Annotated in this window: 23 protein-coding genes; 8 read left to right on the forward strand and 15 right to left on the reverse strand. The window is 63.7% G+C overall.

Annotation, left to right across the window (positions count from 1 at the left end; all coding sequences use genetic code 11):
* Positions 1–5: 5 nt before the first annotated feature.
* Complete coding sequence (locus NKI69_RS00870; protein ID WP_023811666.1) at positions 6–908, reverse strand: phosphotransferase family protein; 903 nt, start codon at positions 906–908, stop codon at positions 6–8.
* A gap of 101 nt (positions 909–1,009) precedes the next feature.
* On the opposite strand from NKI69_RS00870, the gene NKI69_RS00875 reads away from it, so the two are divergent.
* A complete protein-coding gene (locus tag NKI69_RS00875) occupies positions 1,010–1,642 on the forward strand; it encodes a class I SAM-dependent DNA methyltransferase (RefSeq protein ID WP_352551068.1) in 633 nt (210 codons plus the stop codon).
* Between the two features lies 1 nt (position 1,643).
* On the opposite strand, the gene NKI69_RS00880 is transcribed toward NKI69_RS00875, so the two are convergent.
* Together NKI69_RS00880 and NKI69_RS00885 are read right to left on the reverse strand one after the other, a co-directional pair.
* Entirely contained in the window at positions 1,644–4,097 is a 2,454-nt protein-coding gene (locus tag NKI69_RS00880) for a GcvT family protein (protein WP_352551067.1), read from the reverse strand.
* Positions 4,094–4,981, reverse strand: a complete 888-nt coding sequence (locus NKI69_RS00885; protein WP_128304831.1) for a phosphotransferase family protein — start codon at positions 4,979–4,981, stop codon at positions 4,094–4,096. The genes NKI69_RS00880 and NKI69_RS00885 overlap by 4 nt, the downstream gene beginning before the upstream one ends.
* A gap of 403 nt (positions 4,982–5,384) precedes the next feature.
* Between NKI69_RS00885 and NKI69_RS00890 the strand changes: the two genes are divergently transcribed.
* Positions 5,385–6,161 (forward strand): DeoR/GlpR family DNA-binding transcription regulator, encoded by a 777-nt coding sequence (locus NKI69_RS00890; protein WP_127290028.1) that lies wholly within the window; start codon positions 5,385–5,387, stop codon positions 6,159–6,161.
* Here NKI69_RS00890 and NKI69_RS00895 read toward each other — a convergent pair.
* Complete coding sequence (locus NKI69_RS00895; RefSeq protein ID WP_352719595.1) at positions 6,158–7,057, reverse strand: NAD(P)/FAD-dependent oxidoreductase; 900 nt, start codon at positions 7,055–7,057, stop codon at positions 6,158–6,160. The two genes, NKI69_RS00890 and NKI69_RS00895, sit on opposite strands and share 4 nt — an antisense overlap.
* Positions 7,047–7,496, reverse strand: a complete 450-nt coding sequence (locus tag NKI69_RS00900; protein WP_023811672.1) for an RrF2 family transcriptional regulator — start codon at positions 7,494–7,496, stop codon at positions 7,047–7,049. The genes NKI69_RS00895 and NKI69_RS00900 overlap by 11 nt, the downstream gene beginning before the upstream one ends.
* A gap of 88 nt (positions 7,497–7,584) precedes the next feature.
* On the opposite strand from NKI69_RS00900, the gene NKI69_RS00905 reads away from it, so the two are divergent.
* From NKI69_RS00905 to NKI69_RS00930, 6 genes are all read left to right on the forward strand, one after another.
* Positions 7,585–8,496, forward strand: coding sequence for a LysR family transcriptional regulator (locus tag NKI69_RS00905; RefSeq protein ID WP_023811673.1), 912 nt, complete (start codon positions 7,585–7,587; stop codon positions 8,494–8,496).
* A 219-nt stretch (positions 8,497–8,715) separates the two neighbouring features.
* A complete protein-coding gene (locus tag NKI69_RS00910; protein WP_023811674.1) occupies positions 8,716–9,870 on the forward strand; it encodes an ABC transporter substrate-binding protein in 1,155 nt (384 codons plus the stop codon).
* Between the two features lie 172 nt (positions 9,871–10,042).
* A complete protein-coding gene (locus NKI69_RS00915) occupies positions 10,043–11,053 on the forward strand; it encodes an ABC transporter ATP-binding protein (protein WP_023811675.1) in 1,011 nt (336 codons plus the stop codon).
* A gap of 223 nt (positions 11,054–11,276) precedes the next feature.
* Positions 11,277–12,242 carry an ABC transporter permease gene (locus tag NKI69_RS00920; RefSeq protein ID WP_023811677.1) on the forward strand — a complete coding sequence of 322 codons (966 nt, stop codon included), beginning with the start codon at positions 11,277–11,279 and terminating at the stop codon, positions 12,240–12,242.
* A complete protein-coding gene (locus NKI69_RS00925) occupies positions 12,232–13,047 on the forward strand; it encodes an ABC transporter permease (RefSeq protein ID WP_023811678.1) in 816 nt (271 codons plus the stop codon). The genes NKI69_RS00920 and NKI69_RS00925 overlap by 11 nt, the downstream gene beginning before the upstream one ends.
* Positions 13,048–13,150: 103 nt before the next feature.
* The gene (locus tag NKI69_RS00930; protein WP_023811679.1) at positions 13,151–14,578 is read left to right on the forward strand and encodes a gamma-aminobutyraldehyde dehydrogenase; all 1,428 of its coding nucleotides are present in this window, start codon (positions 13,151–13,153) and stop codon (positions 14,576–14,578) included.
* A 123-nt stretch (positions 14,579–14,701) separates the two neighbouring features.
* Here the strand turns inward: NKI69_RS00930 and NKI69_RS00935 are convergent, their stop codons facing one another.
* From NKI69_RS00935 to NKI69_RS00980, 10 genes are all read right to left on the reverse strand, one after another.
* Positions 14,702–15,016, reverse strand: a complete 315-nt coding sequence (locus tag NKI69_RS00935; protein ID WP_023811680.1) for a hypothetical protein — start codon at positions 15,014–15,016, stop codon at positions 14,702–14,704.
* A gap of 55 nt (positions 15,017–15,071) precedes the next feature.
* Positions 15,072–15,434 carry a nuclear transport factor 2 family protein gene (locus NKI69_RS00940; protein WP_023811681.1) on the reverse strand — a complete coding sequence of 121 codons (363 nt, stop codon included), beginning with the start codon at positions 15,432–15,434 and terminating at the stop codon, positions 15,072–15,074.
* A 77-nt stretch (positions 15,435–15,511) separates the two neighbouring features.
* A complete protein-coding gene (locus tag NKI69_RS00945; RefSeq protein WP_023811682.1) occupies positions 15,512–15,991 on the reverse strand; it encodes a carboxymuconolactone decarboxylase family protein in 480 nt (159 codons plus the stop codon).
* A gap of 108 nt (positions 15,992–16,099) precedes the next feature.
* The gene (locus NKI69_RS00950; RefSeq protein WP_352719599.1) at positions 16,100–17,653 is read right to left on the reverse strand and encodes an alpha/beta fold hydrolase; all 1,554 of its coding nucleotides are present in this window, start codon (positions 17,651–17,653) and stop codon (positions 16,100–16,102) included.
* Positions 17,654–17,765: 112 nt separating this feature from the next.
* Entirely contained in the window at positions 17,766–18,077 is a 312-nt protein-coding gene (locus NKI69_RS00955; RefSeq protein ID WP_352610808.1) for a formate dehydrogenase subunit delta, read from the reverse strand.
* On the reverse strand, positions 18,067–18,894 hold the full coding sequence (gene fdhD / locus NKI69_RS00960) for a formate dehydrogenase accessory sulfurtransferase FdhD (RefSeq protein ID WP_128304839.1): 828 nt from the start codon (positions 18,892–18,894) through the stop codon (positions 18,067–18,069). The genes NKI69_RS00955 and fdhD overlap by 11 nt, the downstream gene beginning before the upstream one ends.
* Positions 18,894–19,094 carry a thioredoxin domain-containing protein gene (locus NKI69_RS00965; protein ID WP_155930580.1) on the reverse strand — a complete coding sequence of 67 codons (201 nt, stop codon included), beginning with the start codon at positions 19,092–19,094 and terminating at the stop codon, positions 18,894–18,896. Before NKI69_RS00965 ends, fdhD begins: the two co-directional genes overlap by 1 nt.
* 84 nt (positions 19,095–19,178) lie before the next feature.
* Positions 19,179–22,091, reverse strand: a complete 2,913-nt coding sequence (gene fdhF, locus NKI69_RS00970) for a formate dehydrogenase subunit alpha (RefSeq protein WP_352719601.1) — start codon at positions 22,089–22,091, stop codon at positions 19,179–19,181.
* Between the two features lie 10 nt (positions 22,092–22,101).
* Positions 22,102–23,658: a formate dehydrogenase beta subunit gene (locus NKI69_RS00975; protein WP_352719603.1), complete on the reverse strand. Its 1,557-nt coding sequence runs from the start codon at positions 23,656–23,658 to the stop codon at positions 22,102–22,104.
* Complete coding sequence (locus NKI69_RS00980; RefSeq protein ID WP_023811689.1) at positions 23,655–24,134, reverse strand: formate dehydrogenase subunit gamma; 480 nt, start codon at positions 24,132–24,134, stop codon at positions 23,655–23,657. The genes NKI69_RS00975 and NKI69_RS00980 overlap by 4 nt, the downstream gene beginning before the upstream one ends.
* Positions 24,135–24,229: the final 95 nt, after the last annotated feature.

The following is a 24,229-nucleotide window of genomic DNA, read 5'->3' on the forward strand; positions in this document are numbered from 1 at the left end:
TAGGCTCAGCCCTGACGTATCGCCGCCAGGTGCCGTGAAAACTCCGTCGTCTCCATCAGCGCCTTGCAGCGCGCGAACCGACCGTCGGCATAGGCGCGAAAATCATCGACCGGATTGTTGTTGGCGAGCTGGATCAGCCCCCACAGCGTCCACAACAGGTCGCACATCGCCTTGTAGATGACGATGCGGCCGCGCTCCGCCGGCTTGGCCTCGCCGCCGAAATAGGCGCGCATCATCTCCTCATCCTGCCCCGTGTCGAATTTGCCTTCCACGCTGAGGTCGCCAAGGTCCCAGAGTGGGTCATTCATGCCCGAATACTCCCAGTCGACGATCCACATCCGCTCGCCGGTATCGAGAAAGTTCTCGCACAGCGGATCGCAGTGGCAGGCAACGAGCGGCAGCGGATAGGCGGCCAGCGCCGAGCGCACGCTCTCGGCGTCGCGCACCACGTCATGATAACCGGCGGGCAGGGCGACCTCCTTGGTGGACAGCACCTTGAGGTAATCGTCGATCATCGCGAACAATTCGAAGCGGAAGGGAAACACCGCGCCTGAATCGTGCAGCTTGCGAAAGGCCTCGCCGGCGCGGGCCGGACTGCCCGGACGTGTCCGGAATTTCTCCGGCGACATCGTTTCGGCGCCGGCGATGTAGCGTGTCACCATCACCCCGGTGCCGGGGTCGACATGCAGCACCTCGGGACTGACCCCTGCCTTTGCCGCTTCGCGTGCAGCCACTGCTTCGTTGGCCCGGTTGATGTATTCCTCGGTGCCCTTGCCGGGAATGCGCAGGCAGAAGTCGCCGGCCTTGAAGACGAGGTTGGTGAGGCCGCCCAGCCGTTCCAGCGGCCCGCTGTAGCCGGCCAGCATGGGAATGGCGTCCAGTGCCGCACGCGCCTCGTCAGTCACCATGCCTGCGCCCCCACGCCGTTATTTGTCGCAGCGACGGTTCCACAATTTTCGCGCTTTGGCTATCATCACTGCGAGATCAAAAATTGGCGGACTGGATAAAAGTGGCGGACAGCAAACATCATGGCGCGCTCGGCGCGGCCTACGCGGCAAAGCGGCCCGAAGAGGTGGCCGCACTCTATGATCGCTGGTCGGAAACCTATGACGCCGACATGTCGGCCGCCGGCTATCGCCATCCGACGATCTGCCTTGCCTTGCTGGCCCGCCATCTGCCGCGCGGTTCAGCACCGCTGCTCGATGCCGGGGCCGGCACCGGGCTCATCGGCGAATGGCTTGATATTGCTGGTTACCCGCAAGTCGAGGCACTCGATATTTCACAAGGCATGCTGGATCAGGCGGCCCGCAAGGGCGTCTATTCCGCGCTCCATTGCCTGGCGCTCGGCGGTCATCTGCCCTTTGCCGATGATGCCTATGCCGGGATCATCTCGGCCGGCGTCTTCACCTCGGGCCATGTCGGCGTCGAGGGGCTGGACGAGCTAATCCGCATCTGCCGCCCGGGCGGCGTGATCGTGCTGACGGTCAAGAACACGCTGTGGGATGCCGGCTTTGCCACGCGTGTCGGCGAGATCGAGGTGCAAGGCCTCGTCACCCGCGTCGAGGAAACGCGCCCTTACGTCTCCATGCCGGGCGAAGCCGACACCGTGCCCAGCCGCGGTCTCGCACTGCGCGTGACCTGACCTACGCTTTGACCCTGGCGCCTGCCGGGTCGTACATCGGCTCGAGATGGATCTTGGCCGGTGTCCTCTCCATCGCAACCACCAGTTCATAGTCGCCCGAGACCAGAAAATCGTCGCTCACCCCGTCGGCGTTGCGCACATAGCCGTAGCCGATGGTCTTGCCCAGCGTGTAGCCATAACCACCGCTGCTGAGATAACCGACCGGATCGCCATTGCGCAGTATGGTTTCGCGACCGAGCAGCACGATCTCGGGGTCGTCGACCGTGAAGCCGGCAAAGCGTTTCTTCAGTGCCGCGCCGCTGGTCTTCTCCAGCGCGCGCCGTCCAACGAAATCGGTGTTCTTGCGCAGCTTGACCGCCCAACCGAGCCCGGCTTCCTGCGGCGTGTCGTTGGGGGTGATGTCGGAGCCCCAGGCGCGATAGCCTTTTTCCAGCCTTAGCGATTCCAGCGCCCGATAGCCGACCGGGCGGATGTCATGCTTCTCGCCTGCCGCCAGCAGCGCGTCGAAGACTTCGCCGGTGGCCGCGATCGGCACATGCAGTTCCCAGCCGAGTTCGCCGACATAGGTGACGCGCAGCGCCCGAACCGTGTGGCCGGCGATGGCAATCTCATGCACATGGCCGAACGGGAAGCCGGCATTCGACACGTCGGCTCCGGTCGCCGCCGAGAGCACGTCGCGCGCCCGAGGACCCATCAGCGACAGCGTGCCGAAATCCTCGGTGACGTCGACAAGCCTGGCGTCGAGCCCTTCGCCGATATGATCGCTGATCCATGAGAAATCATGCGTGCGGAAACCTGTGCCGGTGACGATGTAGAATTTCTCCTCGGCCAGCCTCGCCACAGTGAGATCAGCCTCGATACCGCCGCGCGTGTTGAGAAGCTGCGTGTAGGTCAGCCGGCCGACCGGTTTGCTGACGTCGTTGGCGCAGATCCAGTCCAGCGCCTTCAGCGCATCGGGCCCGCTCAACTCGTATTTGGCGAAGGAGGATTGATCGAATATGCCAACCTTTTCGCGCACATGACGGTGTTCGTCGCCGACCGCCGCGAACCAGTTCTGCTGGCCCATCGAATAGATGTCCTGCGGCTCGACGCCTTCGGGCGCGAACCAGTTCGGCCGCTCCCAGCCGAGCTTCGAGCCGAACACAGCATTTTGCTGTTTCAGCCTGTCGTAGAGCGGCGAGAGGATACGGGGCCTCCCGCTGGCATACTCCTCATGCGGGAAGCCGATCGTATAGTGCTTGCCATAGGCCTCCAGCGTGCGGTCGCGGACCCACTGACGGTCGCGGTGCAGGTTGGAAAAGCGCCTGATGTCGACCACCCAAAGGTCGAGCGGTGCTTCGCCGTCGACCACCCACTGCGCCAGCACCCAGCCGGCGCCGCCGCCCGAGGCGATGCCGAAGGCGTTGAAGCCGGCGCCGACGAACATGTTGGCACATTCGGGCGCTGTGCCGAGAATGAAATTGCCGTCCGGCGTAAAACTCTCCGGCCCGTTGATCATCTGCTTGACGCCGACGGTTTCCAGCGCCGGCACGCGCGCGATCGCTTGGCTCATGTGCTGCTCGAAATGGTCGTAGTCGTCGTCGAACAGCCTGAACTCCCAATCATTGGGTACGTCGCCGCCGGGGAGACCAGTCGCCCAGGCCTGCGGGTTCGGCTCATAGCCGCCCATCACCAGCCCGCCGACTTCCTCCTTGAAATAGGTGCGTCGGTCAGGGTCGCGGATGGTCGGCGCGTCGGTCGCCAGACCGTCGATCTTCTCGGTGATGATGTACTGGTGCTTCACCGGCTGAAGCGGCACGTTGATGCCGGCCATGGCCCCCACTTGCCGCGCCCATTGGCCCGCACAGTTGACCACCTTGTCGCAGGCGATGTCGCCCTTGCTGGTCTTCACCGCCGTGATGCGGCCGTCCTTCATTTCGAAGCCGGTGACACGGACATCCTCGAACAGTTTGGCGCCATGCATGCGCGCGCCCTTGGCCAGCGACTGCGTGATGTCGGAGGGGCTCGCCTGGCCATCGGTCGGCAGCCAGGAGGCGCCGACGAGATCGCCGGTCTCCAGCAGCGGCCACATTCTTTTCACCTCGTCCGGCGACAGCAATTGCATGTCCATGCCGAAGCTTTTTGCTGTTGTCGCCAGCCTTTTGTACTCCGTCCAGCGGTCGGCATTGGTGGCGAGCCTGAGGCAGCCGGTCATCTTCCAGCCGGTGGCGAGACCGGTCTCGGCCTCCAGTCCCTTGTAGAGGTCGACGGAGTATTTCAGCACGCGGGTGATAGACGCCGACGAGCGCAATTGCCCGACAAGGCCGGCCGCATGCCAGGTCGAACCCGAGGTCAGCTTGCCCTGCTCCAGCAGCACCACGTCAGCCTTATGGTCGCGCGCCAGATGATAGGCCGTCGAACAGCCGATGATGCCGCCGCCGATGACGACGATGGCGGCCTGGCTCGGCAATGTCATGATTTCTGTATCCCGTATTTTGTCCGGTAGTTTTCAAGTGCCGCGTCGAGCCGGACGAGGTTTTCCTCGGTGTAGGCGACGTAGTCGATGCCTGGCGCGTCGAGATAGAGCTCGGAGACCATGCTCCACATCGCCTCGCGCAGCAGCGAGGCGCATTGCATGGCCGCGTGCGAACGGCGGATCGCATCGTCCGGCTCCTTCATGAAGTAGGCTGTCAGGAAGGCGAAGGATTCCTCGTCGCTCATGCCGGCGTTGGAGGCGGCGCCTGCGAGGTCGAACATCGCCGTGTTGAAACCGGCATATTCGAAGTCGATCAGCCACAGCCTGTTGCCGTCATCGAGAATGTTGGCCGGCAGCAGATCATTGTGGCCAAAGACGATCGGCAGCAGCTTCTGCGCGCGCTCCAGTTCGTCGGCCAGTGTCAAAAGGCGCGGCAAGTCGCTGCGCTTGCGGCTCCCGCCCTCTTCAAGCGTGCGCGCATAGTCGCGGATGACATGGAACACCCAGAACATGAAGCCGGCGCCGGAAACGTGATTGGGCATCTCCCGGTGGAAGGCGCGCATCAGAGCCGCGACGCGGCCGAGATTGGCGCGCACGTCTTCCGCCAGATAGGTTTTCGCACCGAGAAATTCCGTTACCAGTATGCCCGGTTCGGCATGGTGGACGGCTGGCGCGAAACCGGCGGCATGCGCCGCCCGCGCGGTCATAACCTCGCGCTCGCGAAAGACATGGTGGAACGGATAGTCCTTGCCGAAGCGCACGACATGTCGTCCGGCCGCGTCCGTGACCACATAATTCGCGTTGCTCAGGCCGCCGGGCAGCGGTGCGATCTCGATGCCACCGGTCCAGCAGGGCAGGGCGCGGATGCGATCTTCGGCGGTCACGGAATCATCCCTGGTTTGCTGGGCTTCGACAAGGCGCCGTGAACAGCGCAACGACGGCGGGGAGAAACGTAAATACTCTCGTCGGTGCGGGACGCCAGGATCGGTATCCCGCACCGCACCGACGAGCCCCTTGGCCAGGTTTTTGAGCCCGGCATCCGCCCCCGCGGATCTGAAAATTCCTTGTACAGGCACGTTCCAAACGGCCTGACCACTGAGTTGCGGCTCTGCCCCCAGTCGCAGATCTGAAGCCTGTTGATGTCTTTGATTTCACGCCCGGGTTGCCCGCTTGTCAATAAAAAGGTGTGACTTTTTTTGGGTATTTTGCCCGAAAGCATAAGGTAGTTCCTTTAAAAGCACTTGAATTACCTTAGAATCGGTCAGGAGCATCAGTTCGGGAAACCAGATGGCCCAGTCCAAACGACACGGCGAGATCCTGCGTCTCCTGCAGGAAGAGGGCACCGTCACCATCGCCAGTCTGGCCGACCGGCTGGGCGTGTCGCTCGAGACAGTGCGCCGCGACGTCAAGCCACTGACTGGTGATGGCTCTGTCCTCAAGATGCATGGCGCCATCGGCCTGCCGTCGATGATCGGCGAAGCGCCGTTCGAGCGGCGTATGCGTGAGAACGCCGACGCCAAGCGCGTCATTGCCCGCATGGTCGCCGCCACCATACGCGACGGCGAATCGATCATGCTCGACACCGGCACGACGACCTCGTTCCTTGCGCGTGAACTGCTTGGCCACCGGCGCCTGACGGTCGTCACCAATTCCTCGGATATTGCCCGCACGCTGGCCACCATCAACGGCAACAAGGTCTATATGGCGGGCGGCGAGCTGCGCAGCGATTCCGGCGCTGCTTTCGGCGCCTCGGCAATCGATTTTGTCAGTCGTTTTTCGGTCAGCCACGCCATCATTTCCACCGGCGGCGTCGACGCGGTGATGGGCGTCATGGATTTTGATCTGGATGAAGCCGAGTTCGCCCGCATGGTGCTGTCGCGCGGCCAGCGGTCCCTGGTCATCACCGATCACTCGAAATTCGGCCGTCTTGGTCTGGTCCAGGTCTGCGGCTTCGACAGCTTTTCCGAACTCGCCACCGATCGCTCGCCGCCGCACGACCTGGCCGCCGCCCTTGCGCAGGCCGGCGCGCGGCTTAGCATCGCCGACGAGGAAGCCGGGTTTTAGCTAAACACCAGCGACTGGTGGGCGCAGACGCCCGCAAAGGTGCCAGCCGATACCGCAAAGGCGATGTTGTGCATCGAACGTGCCGCGTCGCCGGCGGCGTAGACGCCGGGCACGGTCGTCTGCTGCCTGTCATCGACGGTGATTATCGGACCGAGAAGGCCTTCGGTGAAGCCGCAGCCGAGCTGTTCGGCCAGCGGGCTGGCCATGGTGTTGCGCGGTGCGGTGAACATCGCCCTGACGCCGGCCTTTCGGCTATCGTCGAGGTGGACGATCAACCCGCCGGAGCCGTCTTCCCGCAGCTCGGCAACGCTGGTGGGCTCAAACCGCACCTTTCGGCTCTCCAGCGCGCGCATCTGCTCTGTGTCAGGCTCGAACAGGCCGTTGCCGAACAGCGTGACATCGCCCCAATCGGCGATCAATTGCGCCTGATGCAGGGACATCGGGCCGGTTGCGAGCACGCCGAGCGGCCCGCCGGAAACCTCGTAGCCGTGGCAATAGGGGCAGTGCAGCACTTTTCTGCCCCAGAGCTCGGCAAGACCGGCAACCTCCGGCAGGATATCGCGCACCCCGGTGGCCAGCACCGGCCGTGTGGCGCCGAATGTCTCGCCGCCGTCGGTGGCGATTTCGAAATCGCTGCTGTCAGCAGCAACGGCCTTGTCCGCACGCCTGTCGACAACCCTGGCTGTCGGATAGGCCAGCAGCTGCCGCCTTGCGTCATCCAGGATTGCGCCGGGCGCGCGCCCGTCATGTCCGAGGAAGCCGTGCGAATGCTCGGCAAAGCGGTTGCGCGGCTGGCCGGCGTCGATCACCAGCACCTTGCGTCCTGCGCGCGCCACCTGGATGGCGGCGGACAGGCCGGCAAAGCTGCCGCCGACGACGGCAAGATCATACTGCATGGCTGGAGACTCCAATGAGGTCAAAACGGCGGCGGAAATCGGCGGTCAGGTCGGCCAGCGTGATGCGGCTCAGTTTCTCCGCCAGCAGCTTTTCGGCGGCGATGCGAAAATCGTCGAGCACGGCGATCACCGCCTGCTCGACGAGGCAGCCGGGGCTTTCCGGCTCGGTGCTGAACGGCAGCAGCGTCTCGCCAAGGGCGACGCTGATCTCGGCCAAGGATATTTTCTCGGGCGCCCGCCCGAGCAGCCAGCCGCCACCGTGCCCGCGCGACGAGGTGACGATGCCGGCATCGCGCAAGCCTGCGATGGTGCGACGGACCACAACCGGATTGGTGTGGATGAAGGTGGCAAGCTGCTCGGAGGTCAGCGCCTGTTCGGGCTTCTCGGCCATGTGGACGAGAATGTGCAAGGTCGAGGACAGTCGGCTGTTGCGCTTCATGTAACTTAGTTAGTTACGATTGGCGAAGCCGTCAAGTGTTCGCCGGTTGCCACTTCCCAGCATCGCGTCCGCCGTGTTTAGTCCGGCCATGGCTTTCACCATCCGCCAGTTGCAGTTCTTCATCGCCGTCGCCGAGCAAGGCACGGTCTCGGGCGCCGCGCAGAACCTGTCAATCTCGCAATCGTCGGTCACCGAAGCGATCAAGGAGCTCGAAAGCGATCTCGGCGTCGAACTGTTCGAACGCCATCCGCGTGGCCTCAACATCACCCACAAGGGCCACCAGTTCCTGCGCCACGCGACGAAGATTCTCGCGGACGTTTCCGACGCGCGCCGCTCTTTCTCGGGCGAGCAGACGGTGGCGGCCGGCCGGCTGCAGCTCGGCGTCACCTCACTGGTCGCCGGCTATGTGCTGTCGGATCTGCTCGCCCGCTACCGCCGCGCCTATCCCGGCGTCGAGGTCTCTGCCATCGAGGACAATGGCGATTATCTCGAACACCTCCTGATCGGCGGCAAGCTCGACATTGCCGTCATGGTCACCTCCAATTTGCGCGACCGCACCGCGTTGCAGTCGGAAATCCTCGAAGTCTCGGCCTATCGGCTGTGGCTGCCGCTCGGTCATCCGCTCGTCGGCGCCGACATCATCGGCATTGGCGACATTGCCTCCGAAACGCTGATCATGCTGACCGTCGACGAGATCGAGGAGAATACCGGCAAGCTGCTGACGGCGATCGGCGCCAAGCCGCATGTCGCCTTCCGCACCCGTTCCGTGGAGGCCGTGCGCAGTCTGGTCGCCACCGGCGCCGGTGTGGCGCTGCTGCCCGACCTCGTCTACCGGCCCTGGTCGCTGGAAGGCGACCGCATCGAATCGCGCGACATTTCCGGCTCCTTGCCGGTGGTCCAGGTCGGCATGGTCTGGCGGCGCGGCTCCGGTCTGCCGCAGGCGGCGCGCGATTTCATCGGCCTTGCCCAGTCGCAACGGACGGTCCGCCAGCGTCCCTGAGAGATCGACTGCCCACCTATCGGAAAAACCGATATCGCCCTTCTGATAAATGAATTTGCGAAACCGGAGTTTTCAAAGCACTTTCGGTCCAGGGACCAAAGCCGCCATCAGAGCGGCATCAAGCCCAACGGACGAACTGACAGTTTTCAGTCCGCGCGTGACCCCTAGCGAAGACCGAAACCGGCTTTCAGGGTCAGGCGCCTAAATGGGAGATCGACAATGAATTCATTCCTGAAGTCATGCACTGCTCTGACGGTCGCGCTGACCTTTTCCGGTCAGGCCGTCGCCCAGGTCAAGGAACTTGGCAAGGGCGAAGGCCAGGTCAACATCGTTGCCTGGCCGGGCTATATCGAGCGCGGCGAAACCGACAAGGGCTATGACTGGGTGACCTCCTTCGAGAAGGAGACCGGCTGCAAGGTCAACGTCAAGACCGCCAACACCTCCGACGAGATGGTCTCGCTGATGAATGAGGGCGGCTTCGACCTCGTCACCGCTTCAGGCGATGCCTCGCTGCGCCTCGTTGCCGGCAAGCGCGTGCAGCCGATCAACACCGATCTCATCCCGAGCTGGAAGACGGTCGACGAGCGCCTCAAGGACGCGCCGTGGTTCACCGTCGGCGGCGCCCATTACGGCGTTCCTTACCAGTGGGGCCCGAACGTCCTCATGTACAACACCGACGTGTTCAAGGAGGCTCCCAAGAGCTGGAACATCGTCTTCGAGGAAATGAAGCTGCCTGACGGCAAGTCCAACAAGGGCCGCGTCCAAGCCTATGACGGGCCGATCCACATCGCGGATGCCGCCAACTATCTGATGTTCCACAAGCCGGAACTCGGCATCAAGGACCCCTACGAACTGAACGAGGATCAGTACAAGGCTGCGCTGGAATTGCTGCGCGTCCAGCGCACGCTGGTCGGCCGCTATTGGCACGACGCCGCCATTCAGGTCGACGATTTCCAGAACGAAGGCGTCGTCGCTTCCGGCTCGTGGCCGTATCAGGTCAACACGCTGGTCGCCGCCAAGAAGCCGGTCGCGTCCACCATCCCGGAGGAGGGCGCCACCGGTTGGGCCGACACCACGATGATGGAAGCCGATTCGGCCAACCCAAACTGCGCCTATATGTGGATGGAACATTCGCTGTCGCCCAAGGTGCAGGGCGATGTCTCGGCCTGGTTCGGTTCGCTGCCCGTCGTGCCCGCCGCCTGCAAGGGCAACGAGCTTTTGACCGACGAAGGCTGCAAGACCAACGGCTACGAGAATTTCGACAAGATCAAGTTCTGGAAGACGCCGGTGTCGAAATGCACCACCCAGAACGACCAGTGCGTGCCCTACTACCGCTGGGTGTCGGACTATATCGGCGTCATCGGCGGGCGGTGATTTTTCTTACCCTCCCTCTCGTGGGGAGGGTCGACGCATAGCGTCGGGGTGGGGTCGGCTCGGCGTTTTTCGAGGCACCCCCACCCGCGGCTTCGCCGCGACCTCTCCATAAGGGGGGAGGTAGGACGTCGCGCGACATCAGCACACCAAACCGGCAACGGACTGACAGCCCATGACCTCCGCCGTCTCCTTCCAGAAAGCCTCGCGCCATTTCGGCAGCGTGCGCGCCGTCGACGCGGTCGATCTCGATATCGCGCCGGGGGAATTCTTCGCCATGCTCGGGCCGTCCGGTTCCGGCAAGACCACTTGCCTGCGCCTCATCGCCGGCTTCGAGCAGCCGACATCGGGCTCGATCTCGATCTTCGGCGAACGCGCCGAGGGCGTTCCGCCCTATCGCCGCAACGTCAACACCGTGTTTCAGGACTATGCGCTGTTCCCGCATCTGAACGTGCTCGACAACGTCGCCTACGGGCTGATGGTCAAGGGCGTCGGCAAGGTTCAGCGGCACAAGGCGGCGGAAGAGGCGCTGTCACTGGTGCGGCTGCCCGGCTATGGCGCCCGCCGCCCCGGCCAGCTTTCCGGCGGCCAGCGCCAGCGCGTCGCGCTCGCCCGTGCGCTGGTCAACCAGCCAAAGGTGCTGCTGCTCGACGAGCCGCTCGGCGCGCTCGACCTCAAATTGCGCGAGAACATGCAGGAGGAGCTGAAGTCGCTGCAGAAGGCGCTCGGCATCACCTTCGTCTTCGTCACCCACGACCAGGGCGAAGCACTGTCGATGGCCGACCGCGTCGCCGTTTTCAACGACGGCAAGATCATGCAGATCGGCACGCCGGAGGATATCTACCAGCGGCCGAAGACGCGTTTTGTTGCCGATTTTGTCGGCTCATCGAATGTACTGCCACCGGATTTCGTCCAGCGTTATTCCGGCCAGCATCGCTGGGGGAGTCTCCGCCCTGAATCCATTCGCGTCGGCCGCGCGGCCAGCGGGGGCACAAGTGGTGAAGGCGTGTCCGCCCGCCTCGTCTCGACCAACTATCTCGGCGCCACGACAAAACTGGCGCTCGACGCCGACGGCCTTCGACTGCACGCCATCGTGCCGGCCGGCACGGCCTTGCCTGGGGAAGGCGAGGCGGTCGTGCTGACTTTCAACCGCGAGCACCTGCATCTGATGGACGAGCCGGCATGATGAAGGTTTGCGCATTGCACCCCCCTCTGTCCTGCCGGACATCTCCCCCGCAAGGGGGGAGATTGGCTGTTACCACTGGCTTCGCCAGCTTCCAACGCTGCAGAGCCGGTGAGGCGGACAAGCTGCTGATCTCCCCCCTTGCGGGGGAGATGTCCGGCAGGACAGAGGGGGGTGTGAAGGATCTCGGCCTCTCATACATCCTCCATGAGTACAGAGCTCCATCATGACGACCGCCGCGCTCAGCTCCAATCCCGCGCCCGCCATCCTGCCGGGCAGCGGCGGCCTGCGTGGCGCGCTGTCGGACCTTTTCTGGCGCAAGCCGAAGGTCCTGCTGTTGCTCATGCTGCTGCCGCCGGTGCTTTGGCTGGGCATCGTCTATATCGGCTCGCTGTTTGCGCTCCTGGCGCAGAGCTTTTTCTCCATCGACGAGTTTTCCGGTCTCATCAACCGTGAGTTCACGCTCAAGACCTATGGTGACCTGTTCCAGGCCGCCAATCTCGATATCATCCTGCGCACGGTGACGATGGCGGCTCTGGTCACGCTGGCCTCGGCCGTCATCGCTTTCCCCATCGCCTACTACGCGGCGCGCTATGCGCGCGGTCGCTGGAAGGCCTTGTTCTATCTCGGCATCATGCTGCCGCTGTGGTCGAGCTATCTGGTCAAGATCTACGCCTGGAAGCTCATCCTGGCCAAGGAAGGCATCCTCACCTGGCTCCTCGCCAAGCTGCATTTGTTGTGGGTGCTCGACGCCTGGCTGTCGCTGCCGATCGTCGGCGGCAATTCGCTGTCGGTATCGTTCACCGGCACTTTCATCGTCTTCGTCTATGTCTGGCTACCGTTCATGATCCTGCCGGTACAGGCGGCGCTCGAGCGCGTGCCCGGCAATCTCGTCGAGGCCTCGTCCGATTTGGGCGCTTCGCCCGGCCAGACCTTCCGCAACGTGCTGTTCCCGCTGGCGCTGCCGGGCATCGTCGCCGGTTCGATCTTCACCTTCTCGCTGACGCTCGGCGACTATATCATCCCGCAGATCATCGGCACCTCGCGGCTGTTCATCGGCCAAGCCGTCTATTCGCAGCAAGGCACGGCCGGCAACATCCCGCTCGCCGCCGCCTTCACCGTGGTGCCGATCGTCATCATGGGCTTCTATCTCTGGGGCGCCAAGCGCATGGGGGCCTTCGATGCGCTCTGATGGTTCCCAGTCGGCGCCGCTCGGCCTGAAGATCGCCGCCGCCTGCGGCCTGCTGTTCCTGCATCTGCCGATCCTGCTGATCTTCGTCTACGCCTTCACCACCGAGGAGAAGAGCTTCGTCTGGCCGCCGCCAGGACTGACGACGCAATGGTTCGCCGTCACCTGGAACCGGCCGGATGTCTGGCAGGCATTGTCGCTGTCGGTCAGGGTTGCCGCGATCTCGACGGCGATCGCGCTCGTCCTCGGCACGCTCTGTTCGGCGGCGGTTTCGCGGACAAAATTCTTCGGCCGCGAAACCATCTCGCTGCTGGTCATCCTGCCGATCGCGCTGCCCGGCATCATCACCGGCATCGCGCTGCGCTCGGCCTTTTCGCTGGCAGATATCCCGTTCTCGTTCTGGACGATCGTGCTCGGCCACGCCACCTTCTGCGTCGTCGTCGTCTACAACAATGCCGTCGCCCGCTTTCGCCGCACCTCCGGATCGATGATCGAGGCGTCGATGGATCTCGGCGCCGACGGTTTTCAGACCTTCCGACATGTCGTGCTGCCCAACATTGCCACGGCGCTGCTTGCCGGCGGCATGCTGGCCTTCGCGCTGTCCTTCGACGAGGTCATCGTCACCACCTTCACCGCCGGCCAGCAGCAGACATTGCCGATCTGGATGCTGGAAGAGCTGATCCGTCCGCGCCAGCGCCCGGTGACCAATGTCGTCGCCATGGTCGTGGTGCTGGTGACGCTGCTGCCGATCCTTGCCGCCTATTACCTCACCCGCGACGGCGACCAGATTGCGGGCAGTGGAAAATGAAATCAGCGAATAGGGAGTGACGAATAGCGAATAGGGAAGATCGACAGTCAAACCCTACTCGCTATTCGCTACTCGCTACTCGCTCCTGTTAAGGAGAAACCTTATGGACACCCAGATGCTGATCGGCTCGAGATTCGAGAAGGGCACCGAAACCGAGGAGCCGATCCTCAATCCAAAGACCGGGGCGACCATCCTCAGCCTGCCCGAGGCCAGCCAGGCACAGATTGAGGCGGCGATCACTGCCGCCGAACAAGCGTTCGTCTTGTGGTCGCGCACCACGCCGGCGCAGCGCTCCGGCTATTTGCTGAAGATCGCCGACCGCATCGAGGCCGATGCCAAGGAATTCGCCACGCTCGAGGCGCTCAATTGCGGCAAGCCGATCAACGCCGTGCTCAATGACGAAATCCCGGCGATCGTCGACTGCTACCGCTTCTTCGCCGGAGCCGTCCGTTCGATGCCGGGCGTCGTCGCCGGCGAATACATTCCCGGCCATACTTCGATGGTCCGCCGCGACGCCATCGGCATCGTCGCTTCCATCGCGCCGTGGAACTATCCGCTGATGATGATGGCCTGGAAGCTGGCGCCGGCGATCGCCGGCGGCAACACCGTCGTCTTCAAACCGTCCGAGCAGACACCGCTGACGGCGCTGAAGCTGGCGAAAATCCTTGCGGACATCTTGCCCGAAGGCGTGGTCAATGTCGTGCTCGGCCGCGGCGACAGCGTCGGCAACACGCTGATCAACCATCCCAAGGTCAACATGATCTCGATCACCGGCGATGTCGCCACCGGCAAGAAGGTGCTGCAGGCAGCTGCCAAGTCGGTCAAGCGCACGCATCTCGAACTCGGCGGCAAGGCGCCGGTCATCGTCTTCGACGACGCCGATCTTGGCGCCGTGGTCAACGGGCTGCGCGCCTTCGGCTATTACAATGCCGGCCAGGACTGCACCGCCGCCTGCCGCATCTACGCCGGCAGGAAGATCTATGACAAGCTCGTCGCCGATCTCTCCTCGGCCGTCTCGACCATCAAATACAACCGTCCCGACGACACCGAAAACGAGATCGGTCCGCTGATCTCGCGCCGTCAGCGCGACCGCGTGTCCAGCTTCGTCGAGCGCGCCTCGGAACTGAAGCACATCGAGATCACCACCGGCGGCAAGCCGGGCGAGGGATCTGGTTTCTACTACCAGCCGACTGTCGTTGCCGGCGCCCTGCAGGAAGACGAGATCGTGCGCCGCGAAGTGTTCGGACCGGTCGTCTCGATCACCCGTTTTTCGGAAGTCGACGAGGCGGTGAACTGGGCCAACGACAGCGACTACGGCCTGGCGTCATCCGTATGGACCAAGGACGTGTCGCGCGCCATGGCGACGGCCGCCCGCCTGCAATATGGCTGCACCTGGATCAACACCCACTTCATGCTGACCAACGAGATGCCGCATGGCGGGTTGAAGCAGTCCGGCTACGGCAAGGACATGTCGCTATATGCGCTCGAGGATTATACCGCCGTGCGCCATGTGATGGTTGCGCATGGGTGAGAGGTGGTCCGCGTAGCGGACGAAAAGCCAATTGCTTGGCTTTTCGAGCTTCGAACGCCCGGAGCCTGCGTAGGGCCGGGCGTGGCTATTTTCTCTTCTCCCCGTTCACGGGGAGAAGAGTCGCTACTCCACAACGCGATAAATATTCCACAGGCTGGTGCCCGACACGACATAGGGCTCGATCTCCTTGCCCCATTTTGCATGCCCGTCGATCTTGCCGATCTTGGCGAAGAACGCCTCCAACTGGGCCAGGCTTTCGACCTGGTGATGGGACTCGACCGTCGCCTCCCGCGCGCCGATCGAACCGGTCATGATCTGGAATTCCAGCTCGTCGAGGCCGACCTGCGAGCCGATCTCGCGTTCCCATTTCTTCAACAGGTCGAGCACGGTCTGCTTGTGCCCGAACTTGGCGTCGATCTGCCATCTGGCGCTGAACATCGTCTTCTCCTCCAGCTTTGCGGCCCAGGCCGCGATTGATCCACCGGCTGTTGGTCTACTCGTCCCAGGCCTGCACGACGGTCTGCCTTGCGATCCGCCCGTCCTTCAGCTCCAGCATCGCCGCGCAGAACACCTTGGTGCCGTCCGGATAGGCGCAGGCCTGGGTGAAGGCGAGACTGTCGCCGTCGGCGATGGTGGTATCGACCTTGTGGGTCATCGCGCGGCTGCAGATGTCGTCCCAGAATGTGGTGATCGCGGCGCGCCCGCGGATTTCACGCGGCTTGCTCGGCGGGTTGTTGCGGTCGATCACCCGCACCAGCGCGTCGTCGGCGTAGAAGCTCGACAGCATCTTTCCATCACGGGTTTCGATGGCCTTCTTGATCGCCGCGCCATCCACTGTTTGGGTCTTGGTCAGCATGTCATTCTCCATTGGCCCGTCTTCCGGGCGGTTGATGGTCGAAGTGCTGCCCGGCGCTTGTCGCCAGGCAGTGGTTTTTACTGCGACTTCGCCTTGACGGCCGCGAACACGTCGTCGGCCTGCTTCTTGAAGGTCGTCAGATCGACCTGGCTGCCGTTGAGCATCGTCGACCAGTGGCGCACGATCGCGGACATCGCCACCGCCTCCTTGATCTCCTCGTCGCTGGCGCCGTTGAGCCTGGCCGCCTCGGTGTGGAAATAGATGCAATACTGGCACGGGATTTGTGCTGCGACGGCGAGGCCCAGCAGTTCCTTGGTCTTGCCGTCAAGCGCCGTCTTCGGGTTGAGCTGCACGCCCTTGATCTCGGCCCAGGCGCCGGCGACGGCCACATCCGGCAACGTCTTGAACATGTCCGGCACCGAGCCGAGCGTCGCCTCAATGTCCTTGTAGGTCGCCGCCGCGGACGCATCCTCGGCCTTTGCCGGAGCGATGGCGAACAGCGCTCCAATGCCTGCCGCTATCACAAGCGATTTGAGTGTTTGGTTCGACGTCAGCATTTCCTCCTCCGTTCGCAGCACCTTTCCGGCGACATCCGCCTGGCCTGCATGGGAGAATTGATAGCGCCTAGCCGCCCTTGGCCGCTTCGCCCGAAAGCGCCATGGCTCTCATGGCCCGTGCGGGCCAGGGTGCCTGACTGAGAACGCCGCCGCCGCCGCCCGCGACGGCAGGTCCAGCTTGAGCAGTATGTTGGCGACATGGCGCTTGACCGTGTGTTCGCTCAGCCTCAATTCGGCGGCGATCGCGGCATTGCTCTTGCCGTCGGCGACGAGGCTCACCACCTCGGTTTCGCGCGCCGTCAATGCGGCAGGCTCGGCAGCCTTGGGTTTGGGCCGGCAGGCGGGTTCCAGGTGTTGTTCGGACGTCGCATGGACCAGCGCCAACGGCTCCTCCAACTCGTCGACGCTGATGCGCCCGGCGTCGGTGAAATGCAGGCCCGACCCAGCCGCTAGATCGGCGATCAGACGCGACGCGATAATGTCGCCGCGGCCGGCATGGGCGGCTAGTTGCATCGCCACCCGCGCCGTCATCCCAACGGGCGGACCGCGCACTTCGATCTCGCCGACATGCGCCCCTTGCGCGCTTGCCACGCCGATTTCCTGCGCCGCCTCGCGCAGCGCCGCCGCGCAGCGAATGGCGCGTGCCGGGCCATCGAAGCGCGAAATCATCAACTCGCCCTGCAGGCCCACAGAGCGCCCGCCATGGCGCCCGACCAGCAGCTGCCAGGTTTCCTGAAAGCGTTGGCTGCGTTCGCTCCACATGCGGTCGCCGAGCCGCGCCGTGTCGTAGATGCGTGTCACCAGCAGCGCCGCCAGCACACGGTCCACTTCGCCTACGGCGCGCTCGCCGGTCAGGAATTCCTCGATCAAGTCGGCCACCCCATCGACATCGCCGGTCCAGATCGGATGATCGCGTCCCGGAATCTCGACGAGCCGGGCATCGGGAATCTTTTGCGCAAGGAAGCGGCTGGCATCGGGGTCGACCCGCGCATCGTTGCGGCGATGTATCACAAGCGTCGGCGCGCTGATCACGCTCAGGATATGGCGGATGTCGACGTCGGCGTTCATGCGCCACAGCGCCGCCGCCGAAGTCGGGCTCGCCGATAATCGTTCGAAACGTGCCCACCACTGAGCGAAATGCGCGTCGTCGACCCGGCTCGGCGCGAAATGGGGCAGCGTGGCGCCGGTGCCCCAGGCTGTCTCCGCCATCTCGATGAAAGCGTCGAGGCGTTCGCGCGACATCACCCATTTGTGGAAATGCGCATAGCCGCCATAGAGCGCCAGAGCTCGCGTCCGCTCCGGATAGGTGGCGGCGAACAGCATCGCCATCGGCGCGCCTTCGGAGGAGCCGAGCAGGGCTGCACGGCCGCTGCCGGCGGCGTCCATAACCGCGCGCACATCGTCCATCCGCGTTTCGAGACTGGGCAGGTTATGCGCGTCGACGCGGTCGGAAAGACCGGTGCCGCGCTTGTCGAACAGGATCAGCCGCGAGAATGCCGAAAGCCGCTTCAAGAGCCTGGTATAGCCCTCGTCTTCCCAGTGCAGGTCGAGGTTGGAAATGAAACCCGGCACGAAGACGAGATCGAACGATCCCTGCCCGACCACCTGATAGGCGATCCGCACATCGCCGCTACGGGCGTATCGCGTCTCGATCGGCCTCACGAGATTTCCACCCCGGCCTGACGATTTCTGGTCGTCAAACCATAGCAGAACAGCGCAGATTGCCGCAGCTAAACTTTAGCGATGGAGAATATAAGCCGGCGCGGCTTGGCGACTATTCCTGCGAGGCGGCGACATCGGCAGGGGAGGGCTCGAGTCCGAGTTTGAGGTCGGCCGCAGCCGGCGTGATCGGCCGCCTGATCCTGGCGGAGGCGGCCACCACCAACTCGTTGAAGTTCCCGGTGCCGTCGTCCAGCATTTCGAAGAACTGCCGCCGCATCCTCGGCTCCCAGAACTTGTTGATGTGCTCGGCGACGCCGGCAATGCCTTCCTCGCGCGGCTTGGAATGGAAGAAATCGGCGATCTGGTTTGCCATGCGCACCAGCTTGTCGGCGGTGCTCATAATGTGTTCTTCGTCATGCGACATGCTTGGCAACTCCGCAAACCACCCGGTCGGGGTGGGTGAAAATATCAAAATCGTCGCCGCGAACCAGCGCCACCAGCGTCATGCCGGCCTCTTGCGCCGTGCGGATGGCAAGTGCGGTCGGCGCCGAGACGGCGATGATGAAGGCCGAGCCGATAGAAGCCGTCTTCTGCACCATTTCAACCGAAACCCTGGATGTCACCACGACAGCACCGGATGCGCCGTCGATGCGGGCTTTGGCCAGCGCGCCGGCCAGCTTGTCGAGCGCATTGTGACGGCCGACATCTTCGCGCGCCATGACGATGCCCTTGCCAGGTACATAGAAGCCGGCGGCGTGCACGGCTCCGGTCTCGGTGTGCAGCGGCTGCACTTTCGACAGAAGCTTGACCGAACGGACAATGTCGTCGGCATCAAGCGTAAGCTTTGAAGCACCAACCGCATCGACCGAGCGCATTGCTTCCTCGATCGATTCGATGCCGCAGAGCCCGCAGCCGACCGGGCCGGCGAGCCTTCGCCGCCGCGCTTCAAAACGAGTGTTGGCTCGGTCCTTCAGCCGGATCTGGATGTCGATGCCGGCGCCATGGTCCTCGACCTCGATCGCTTCGATCTCATCCGGTAACGAGATGATGCCTTCGGTCAGCGAGAAGCCGAGCGCGAAATCCTCGAAGTCGGCCGGGCTCGCCATCATCACGGCGTGGGTGGTGCCGGCAAAGGAGAACGCCACCGGCGTCTCTTCCGGCACCATGCGGTCGGCAGCAGCCGTGCCGCTGGCGCGATGCGCCAAGCGGGAAATTTGGCTGAGAGGCTGGCGGGTACGCATCAGGTTCGCTTCATCCAAACAGGCGCCAATTCGGGAACATCATGGGCAATGGCTTCAAACGCCTCGTAGTGTCCGTTGCCCATTATCTTGCCGACGATGCTCCGAAGCTTTTCGAAATCCTCTTTGGCAGCATGTCCCTGAATATCACTTAGGAAGCGATCCAGATCGGCGCCTTGCTTCTCACAAAGGCGAAGGAGCATTTCGTAGGCTTCCTTTCGAGTCACCTTTGTTCCTCCGTCATTGCAACGTCGCCCTCATTTTATCGAAAGCGAGGTTCCCAAAAGCTATTCCGCCGCTTCCAGCTTCGCGATGCGCCGGCTCTGCTTGGCCTGCTCGTCATAGTCGCGCTGCCATTCCGACGGTCCGTTGGAGGCGCCGACCTGCACCGCCGTCACCTTGTATTCCGGACAGTTCGTCGCCCAGTCCGAGAAGTCGGTGGTGATGACGTTGGCCTGCGTGTCCGGATGGTGGAACGTCGTGTAGACCACACCGGGCGACACCCGGTCGGTGATCAGCGCGCGCAGCGTCGTTTCGCCCGAGCGGCTCGTCAGCCGGACCCAGTCGCCGTCGCGCAAGCCGCGGTTCTCGGCATCGTGCGGGTGGATCTCTAGCCGGTCCTCCGAGTGCCACATGCTGTTGTCGGTGCGCCTGGTCTGCGCGCCGACATTGTACTGCGACAGGATGCGGCCGGTGGTGAGCAGCAGCGGGAAGCGCGGCCCCGTCCTTTCGTCCGTCGCCACATATTCGGTCCGGATGAACTTGCCCTTGCCGCGCACGAACCCGTCGATGTGCATGATCGGGGTGCCGAGCGGTGCCTTCTCGTTACAGGGCCATTGCACGGATCCGACACGGTCGAGCAGCTCAAAGGAGACGCCGGCGAAGCTCGGCGTCGTCATCGCGATCTCGTCCATGATCTGCGAGGGATGCTGATAGTTCCAGTCCAGCCCGATCGCGCGGGCAAGTTCCTGCGTCGCCTCCCAATCGGCGTAGCGCGCCTTCGGCTCAAGAACCTTGCGCACCATGTTGATGCGGCGCTCGGCGTTGGTGAAGGTGCCATCCTTCTCCAGGAAGGTCGAGCCCGGCAGGAAGACATGCGCGTAGTTCGCCGTCTCGTTGAGGAAGAGGTCGTGCACGACGACGCATTCCATCGCGGCAAGGCCGGCGGCGACATGCTTGGTGTCGGGATCGGACTGCAGAATGTCCTCGCCCTGGATGTAGATGCCCTTGAAGCTGCCGTCGACGGCGGCGTCGAGCATGTTGGGGATGCGCAGGCCGGGTTCGTCGTCCAGCTTCACGCCCCACAGGGTCTCATAGATGTCGCGCACGGCTTCGCCGGAGATGTGGCGATATCCGGGCAGTTCGTGCGGGAAGGAGCCCATGTCGCACGAGCCCTGCACATTGTTCTGGCCGCGCAGCGGGTTCACGCCGACGCCGGGCCGGCCGATATTGCCGGTGGCCATGGCGAGATTGGCGATTGCCATCACCGTGGTCGAACCCTGGCTGTGTTCCGTCACGCCGAGGCCGTAATAGATCGCGCCGTTGCCACCGGTGGCGTAGAGGCGGGCGGCCCCCCGGATCAGCTCGGGATCGACGCCGGACAATTTGCCGACGGTTTCGGGGCTGTTTTCCGGCAAGGCGACGAACGATGCCCAATCCTGGAACTCCGTCCAGTCGCAGCGTTCGCGGATGAAGGCTTCGTCGAACAGGCCCTCGGTGACGATCACATGCGCCAGCGCCGTCAGCACGGCCACATTGGTGCCGGGCTTCAGCGGCAGGTGGTAATCCGCTTCGATATGGGCCGACTTGACCATCTCGGTGCGGCGCGGATCGAGCACGATCAGCTTGGCGCCCTGGCGCAGCCGCTTCTTCAGCCGCGAGGCGAACACCGGGTGAGCGGAAGCCGGGTTGGCGCCGATGATGACGGCGACGTCGGTGAAGTCGACGGAATCGAAATCCTGCGTGCCGGCCGAGGTGCCATAGGTCTGGCCGAGCCCGTAGCCCGTCGGCGAATGGCAGACGCGTGCGCAGGTATCGACATTGTTGTTGCGAAAACCCTGCCGCACCATCTTCTGGACGAGGTAGGTCTCCTCGTTGGTACAGCGCGACGAGGTGATGCCGCCGATCGAAGTGCGTCCATACTGATACTGGATGCGGCGGAACTCCTTGGCCGTGTGGGCGATAGCCTCTTCCCAGCTCACCTCGCGCCAGGGATCGGTGATCTTTTCCCGGATCATCGGCGACAGGATGCGGTCCTTGTGGGTGGCGTAGCCATAGGCGAAACGGCCTTTGACGCAGGAATGGCCGTGGTTCGCCTTGCCCTCCTTATAGGGCATCATGCGAACGACTTCGTCACCCTTCACCTCGGCCTTGAATGAGCAGCCGACGCCGCAATAGGCACAGGTGGTGACGGCGGAGCGCTCCGGCAGGCCCTTGGCAAGCACCGTCTTCTCACGCAGCGCATCGGTTGGACAGGCCTGGACGCAGGCGCCGCAGGACACGCATTCCGAATCGATGAACGCCTCGTGCATCCCCGCCGAAACCCGGGATTCGAAGCCTCGTCCCTCGATGGTCAGCGCGAAGGTGCCCTGCACCTCTTCGCAGGCCCGCACGCAGCGCGAGCAGACGATGCATTGCGAGGCATCATAGGTGAAATAGGGGTTGGACTCGTCGCGGGCGATGTAGTCGACCGCCAGCGAGCCATGGCCGGGCGCCACGCCACCTTCCGGCTTGACGTGGTTGCGACCTTCGATGCCGTAGCGGTTCTCGATCAGGCCGATCGACTTCGCCACTGCATCGAACTCGCTGGCGCCGGTTCCGGCCTGTTCGTTCCAGCCGGTCGGATGGTCGGAGACGTAGAGTTCCATGACGCCTCGGCGAATGGCGTCGAGCCGCTCGGTCTGCGTGCGCACGATCATGCCTTCGCCGACGGGCGTCGTGCAGGACGCCGGCGTGCCGCCACGTCCTTCGATCTCGACAAGGCAGACACGGCACGAACCGAAGGAGTCCAGCATGTCGGTGGCGCAAAGCTTCGGGATCTCGACCCCGCCCTCCATGGCCGCACGCATGATCGAGGTGCCTTCCGGCACGGTGATGCTGCGCCCGTCGACGTTCAGCGTGACCTGCTTCTGCGCCTTCGATTGGGGGGTTCCGTAGTCGATCTCTTCGACGAGGGAGGGGAAGTCGGCCTTGATGTTCATCTGCCAGCTCCTATTCGGCAGCCACGCGCACGGGCGCTGGCTTGAAGTCGTCGGGGAAATGGGTGATCGAGCTCATCACAGGGTAGGGCGTGAAGCCGCCCAGCGCGCAGAGCGAACCGAACTTCATCGTGTTGCAGAGGTCGGTGACCAGAGCGAGGTTTTTCTCCGGCTCAATGCCCGCAACTATTCTGTCGATGGTCTCAACCCCGCGCGTCGAGCCGATGCGGCAGGGCGTGCATTTGCCACAGCTTTCGATGGCGCAGAACTCCATGGCAAAGCGCGCCTGTTTCAGCATGTCGGCGGTGTCGTCGAACACCACGATGCCGGCATGGCCGATCAGCCCGTCCTTGGCGGCGAAGGCTTCATAATCAAATGGCGTGTCGAACAGCGCGCGCGGGAAATAGGCGCCGAGCGGCCCGCCGACCTGCACGGCCTTGACGGGGCGCCCCGTGGCCGTGCCGCCGCCGATCTCGTCGACGATCTCGCCCAGCGTCATGCCGAAAGCGGCTTCGAACAGACCGGCATATTTGACGTTGCCGGCGATCTGGATCGGGATCGTGCCGCGCGAGCGGCCCATGCCGAAATCCTTGTAGTAGGCCGCACCCTTGTCCATGATGACAGGCACCGAGGCCAGCGAGATGACGTTGTTGATCACCGTCGGCTTGCCGAACAGCCCCTTATGCGCCGGCAGTGGCGGCTTTGCCCGAACCATGCCGCGTTTGCCCTCGAGCGAATCGAGCAGCGCCGTCTCCTCGCCGCAGACATAGGCGCCGGCGCCGACCCGGATCTCCATGTCGAAAGCGTAGGGTGAGCCCAGCACGCTGGCGCCAAGAACGCCAGCCTTGCGGGCGATCTCGACGGCCTTGTTCATCACCGCCACCGCATGCGGATATTCCGAGCGGACATAGACGAAGCCCTTCGTCGCGCCCGTGGCTATACCGGCGATCGTCATGCCTTCGATCAGCACGAAGGGATCGCCCTCCATGATCATGCGGTCGGCGAAGGTGCCCGAATCGCCCTCGTCGGCGTTGCAGACGATGTATTTACGGTCGCCAACGGTATCGAGCACCGTCTTCCATTTGATGCCGGTCGGGAAGCCGGCGCCGCCGCGCCCGCGCAGGCCCGACTCGGTAACCTGGGCGACGATGGCGGCAGGCGTCAGCGCCAGCGCGTTCGTCAGTCCGTTCAACCCGCCATGCTTCTTGTAGGATTCGAGCGAAAGCGGATCCGTGACGCCGCAGCGCGCGAAGGTCAGCCGCGTCTGCTTGGCCAGGAAGGGGATCTTGTCCGGCGTGCCCAGCCAGCGCTTGTGGTGGCCGCCGGTGAGGAAGCCGCTGTCGAACAGGCTTTTGACGTCGGACGGCTTGACCGGCCCGTAGGCGATGCGGCCATTGGCTGTCGCGACTTCGACCATAGGCTCGAGGAAATAGGCGCCGCGCGACCCGTTGCGCACGATCTTGGCTTCGATGCCGCGCTCGGCGAGTTCGCCGGCGATCGCCTTGGCGACCTTTTCGGCGCCAAGCGCCAGCGCACCGGAATCGCCGGGAATGTAGATACGCGGGATCATGAGCGCACCTCTGCAACGATCTCGTCGAGCTTCTCGTCATCGAGCCGCCCGATCACCTCGCCATCCAGCATTGCGGCGGGCGAACAGGCGCACAGGCCGAGACAATAGACCGGCTCCAGCGTCACCGAACCGTCGCGGGTCGTCTCATGGAAACCGATGCCCAGCAATTGCTTCAGCTTGGCGGCGATGGCGTCCGAACCCATCGACTGGCAGGATTCCGCCTGGCAGAGCTTCAGCACATGCCTGCCTGCCGGGTGGCTGCGGTAATCATGATAAAAGCTGACGACGCCGTGCACCTCGGCCCTGGAAATGTTCAGCGCCTCGGCGATGACCGGCAGCGCATCCTTGGGCACATGGCCGAACTCTTCCTGGATGCCGTGAAGGATCGGCAGCAATGGGCCTTCGAGGCCCTTCATCTCCTGGATGATCGCGGCCGTGCGCGACGTAATCTCGGTACTTGCAGGCTGCATTGTCATGCAGCGCCCTCCCTATCGTAGCGACCCATACTATCGGCCAAGAGCATCAAGCTGTTTTGGAACAACGACATGCGCGTGCCGCTTTATCGCTAAGT

Origin of the sequence: Mesorhizobium sp. M0491 (assembly GCF_040321265.1) — a bacterium.
Lineage (GTDB): Bacteria > Pseudomonadota > Alphaproteobacteria > Rhizobiales > Rhizobiaceae > Mesorhizobium.

Bases quoted from the DNA above. Each gene is read 5' to 3' on its own strand.
- NKI69_RS00870 (WP_023811666.1), bottom strand. From the start codon at position 908: ATGGTGACTGACGAGGCGCGTGCGGCACTGGACGCCATTCCCATGCTG.
- NKI69_RS00880 (WP_352551067.1), bottom strand. From the start codon at position 4,097: ATGACATTGCCGAGCCAGGCCGCCATCGTCGTCATCGGCGGCGGCATC.
- NKI69_RS00890 (WP_127290028.1), top strand. From the start codon at position 5,385: ATGGCCCAGTCCAAACGACACGGCGAGATCCTGCGTCTCCTGCAGGAA.
- NKI69_RS00895 (WP_352719595.1), bottom strand. From the start codon at position 7,057: ATGCAGTATGATCTTGCCGTCGTCGGCGGCAGCTTTGCCGGCCTGTCC.
- NKI69_RS00900 (WP_023811672.1), bottom strand. From the start codon at position 7,496: ATGAAGCGCAACAGCCGACTGTCCTCGACCTTGCACATTCTCGTCCAC.
- NKI69_RS00905 (WP_023811673.1), top strand. From the start codon at position 7,585: ATGGCTTTCACCATCCGCCAGTTGCAGTTCTTCATCGCCGTCGCCGAG.
- NKI69_RS00910 (WP_023811674.1), top strand. From the start codon at position 8,716: ATGAATTCATTCCTGAAGTCATGCACTGCTCTGACGGTCGCGCTGACC.
- NKI69_RS00915 (WP_023811675.1), top strand. From the start codon at position 10,043: ATGACCTCCGCCGTCTCCTTCCAGAAAGCCTCGCGCCATTTCGGCAGC.
- NKI69_RS00920 (WP_023811677.1), top strand. From the start codon at position 11,277: ATGACGACCGCCGCGCTCAGCTCCAATCCCGCGCCCGCCATCCTGCCG.
- NKI69_RS00925 (WP_023811678.1), top strand. From the start codon at position 12,232: ATGCGCTCTGATGGTTCCCAGTCGGCGCCGCTCGGCCTGAAGATCGCC.
- NKI69_RS00930 (WP_023811679.1), top strand. From the start codon at position 13,151: ATGGACACCCAGATGCTGATCGGCTCGAGATTCGAGAAGGGCACCGAA.
- NKI69_RS00935 (WP_023811680.1), bottom strand. From the start codon at position 15,016: ATGTTCAGCGCCAGATGGCAGATCGACGCCAAGTTCGGGCACAAGCAG.
- NKI69_RS00940 (WP_023811681.1), bottom strand. From the start codon at position 15,434: ATGCTGACCAAGACCCAAACAGTGGATGGCGCGGCGATCAAGAAGGCC.
- NKI69_RS00945 (WP_023811682.1), bottom strand. From the start codon at position 15,991: ATGCTGACGTCGAACCAAACACTCAAATCGCTTGTGATAGCGGCAGGC.
- NKI69_RS00955 (WP_352610808.1), bottom strand. From the start codon at position 18,077: ATGTCGCATGACGAAGAACACATTATGAGCACCGCCGACAAGCTGGTG.
- fdhD (WP_128304839.1), bottom strand. From the start codon at position 18,894: ATGCGTACCCGCCAGCCTCTCAGCCAAATTTCCCGCTTGGCGCATCGC.
- NKI69_RS00965 (WP_155930580.1), bottom strand. From the start codon at position 19,094: ATGCTCCTTCGCCTTTGTGAGAAGCAAGGCGCCGATCTGGATCGCTTC.
- fdhF (WP_352719601.1), bottom strand. From the start codon at position 22,091: ATGAACATCAAGGCCGACTTCCCCTCCCTCGTCGAAGAGATCGACTAC.
- NKI69_RS00975 (WP_352719603.1), bottom strand. From the start codon at position 23,658: ATGATCCCGCGTATCTACATTCCCGGCGATTCCGGTGCGCTGGCGCTT.
- NKI69_RS00980 (WP_023811689.1), bottom strand. From the start codon at position 24,134: ATGACAATGCAGCCTGCAAGTACCGAGATTACGTCGCGCACGGCCGCG.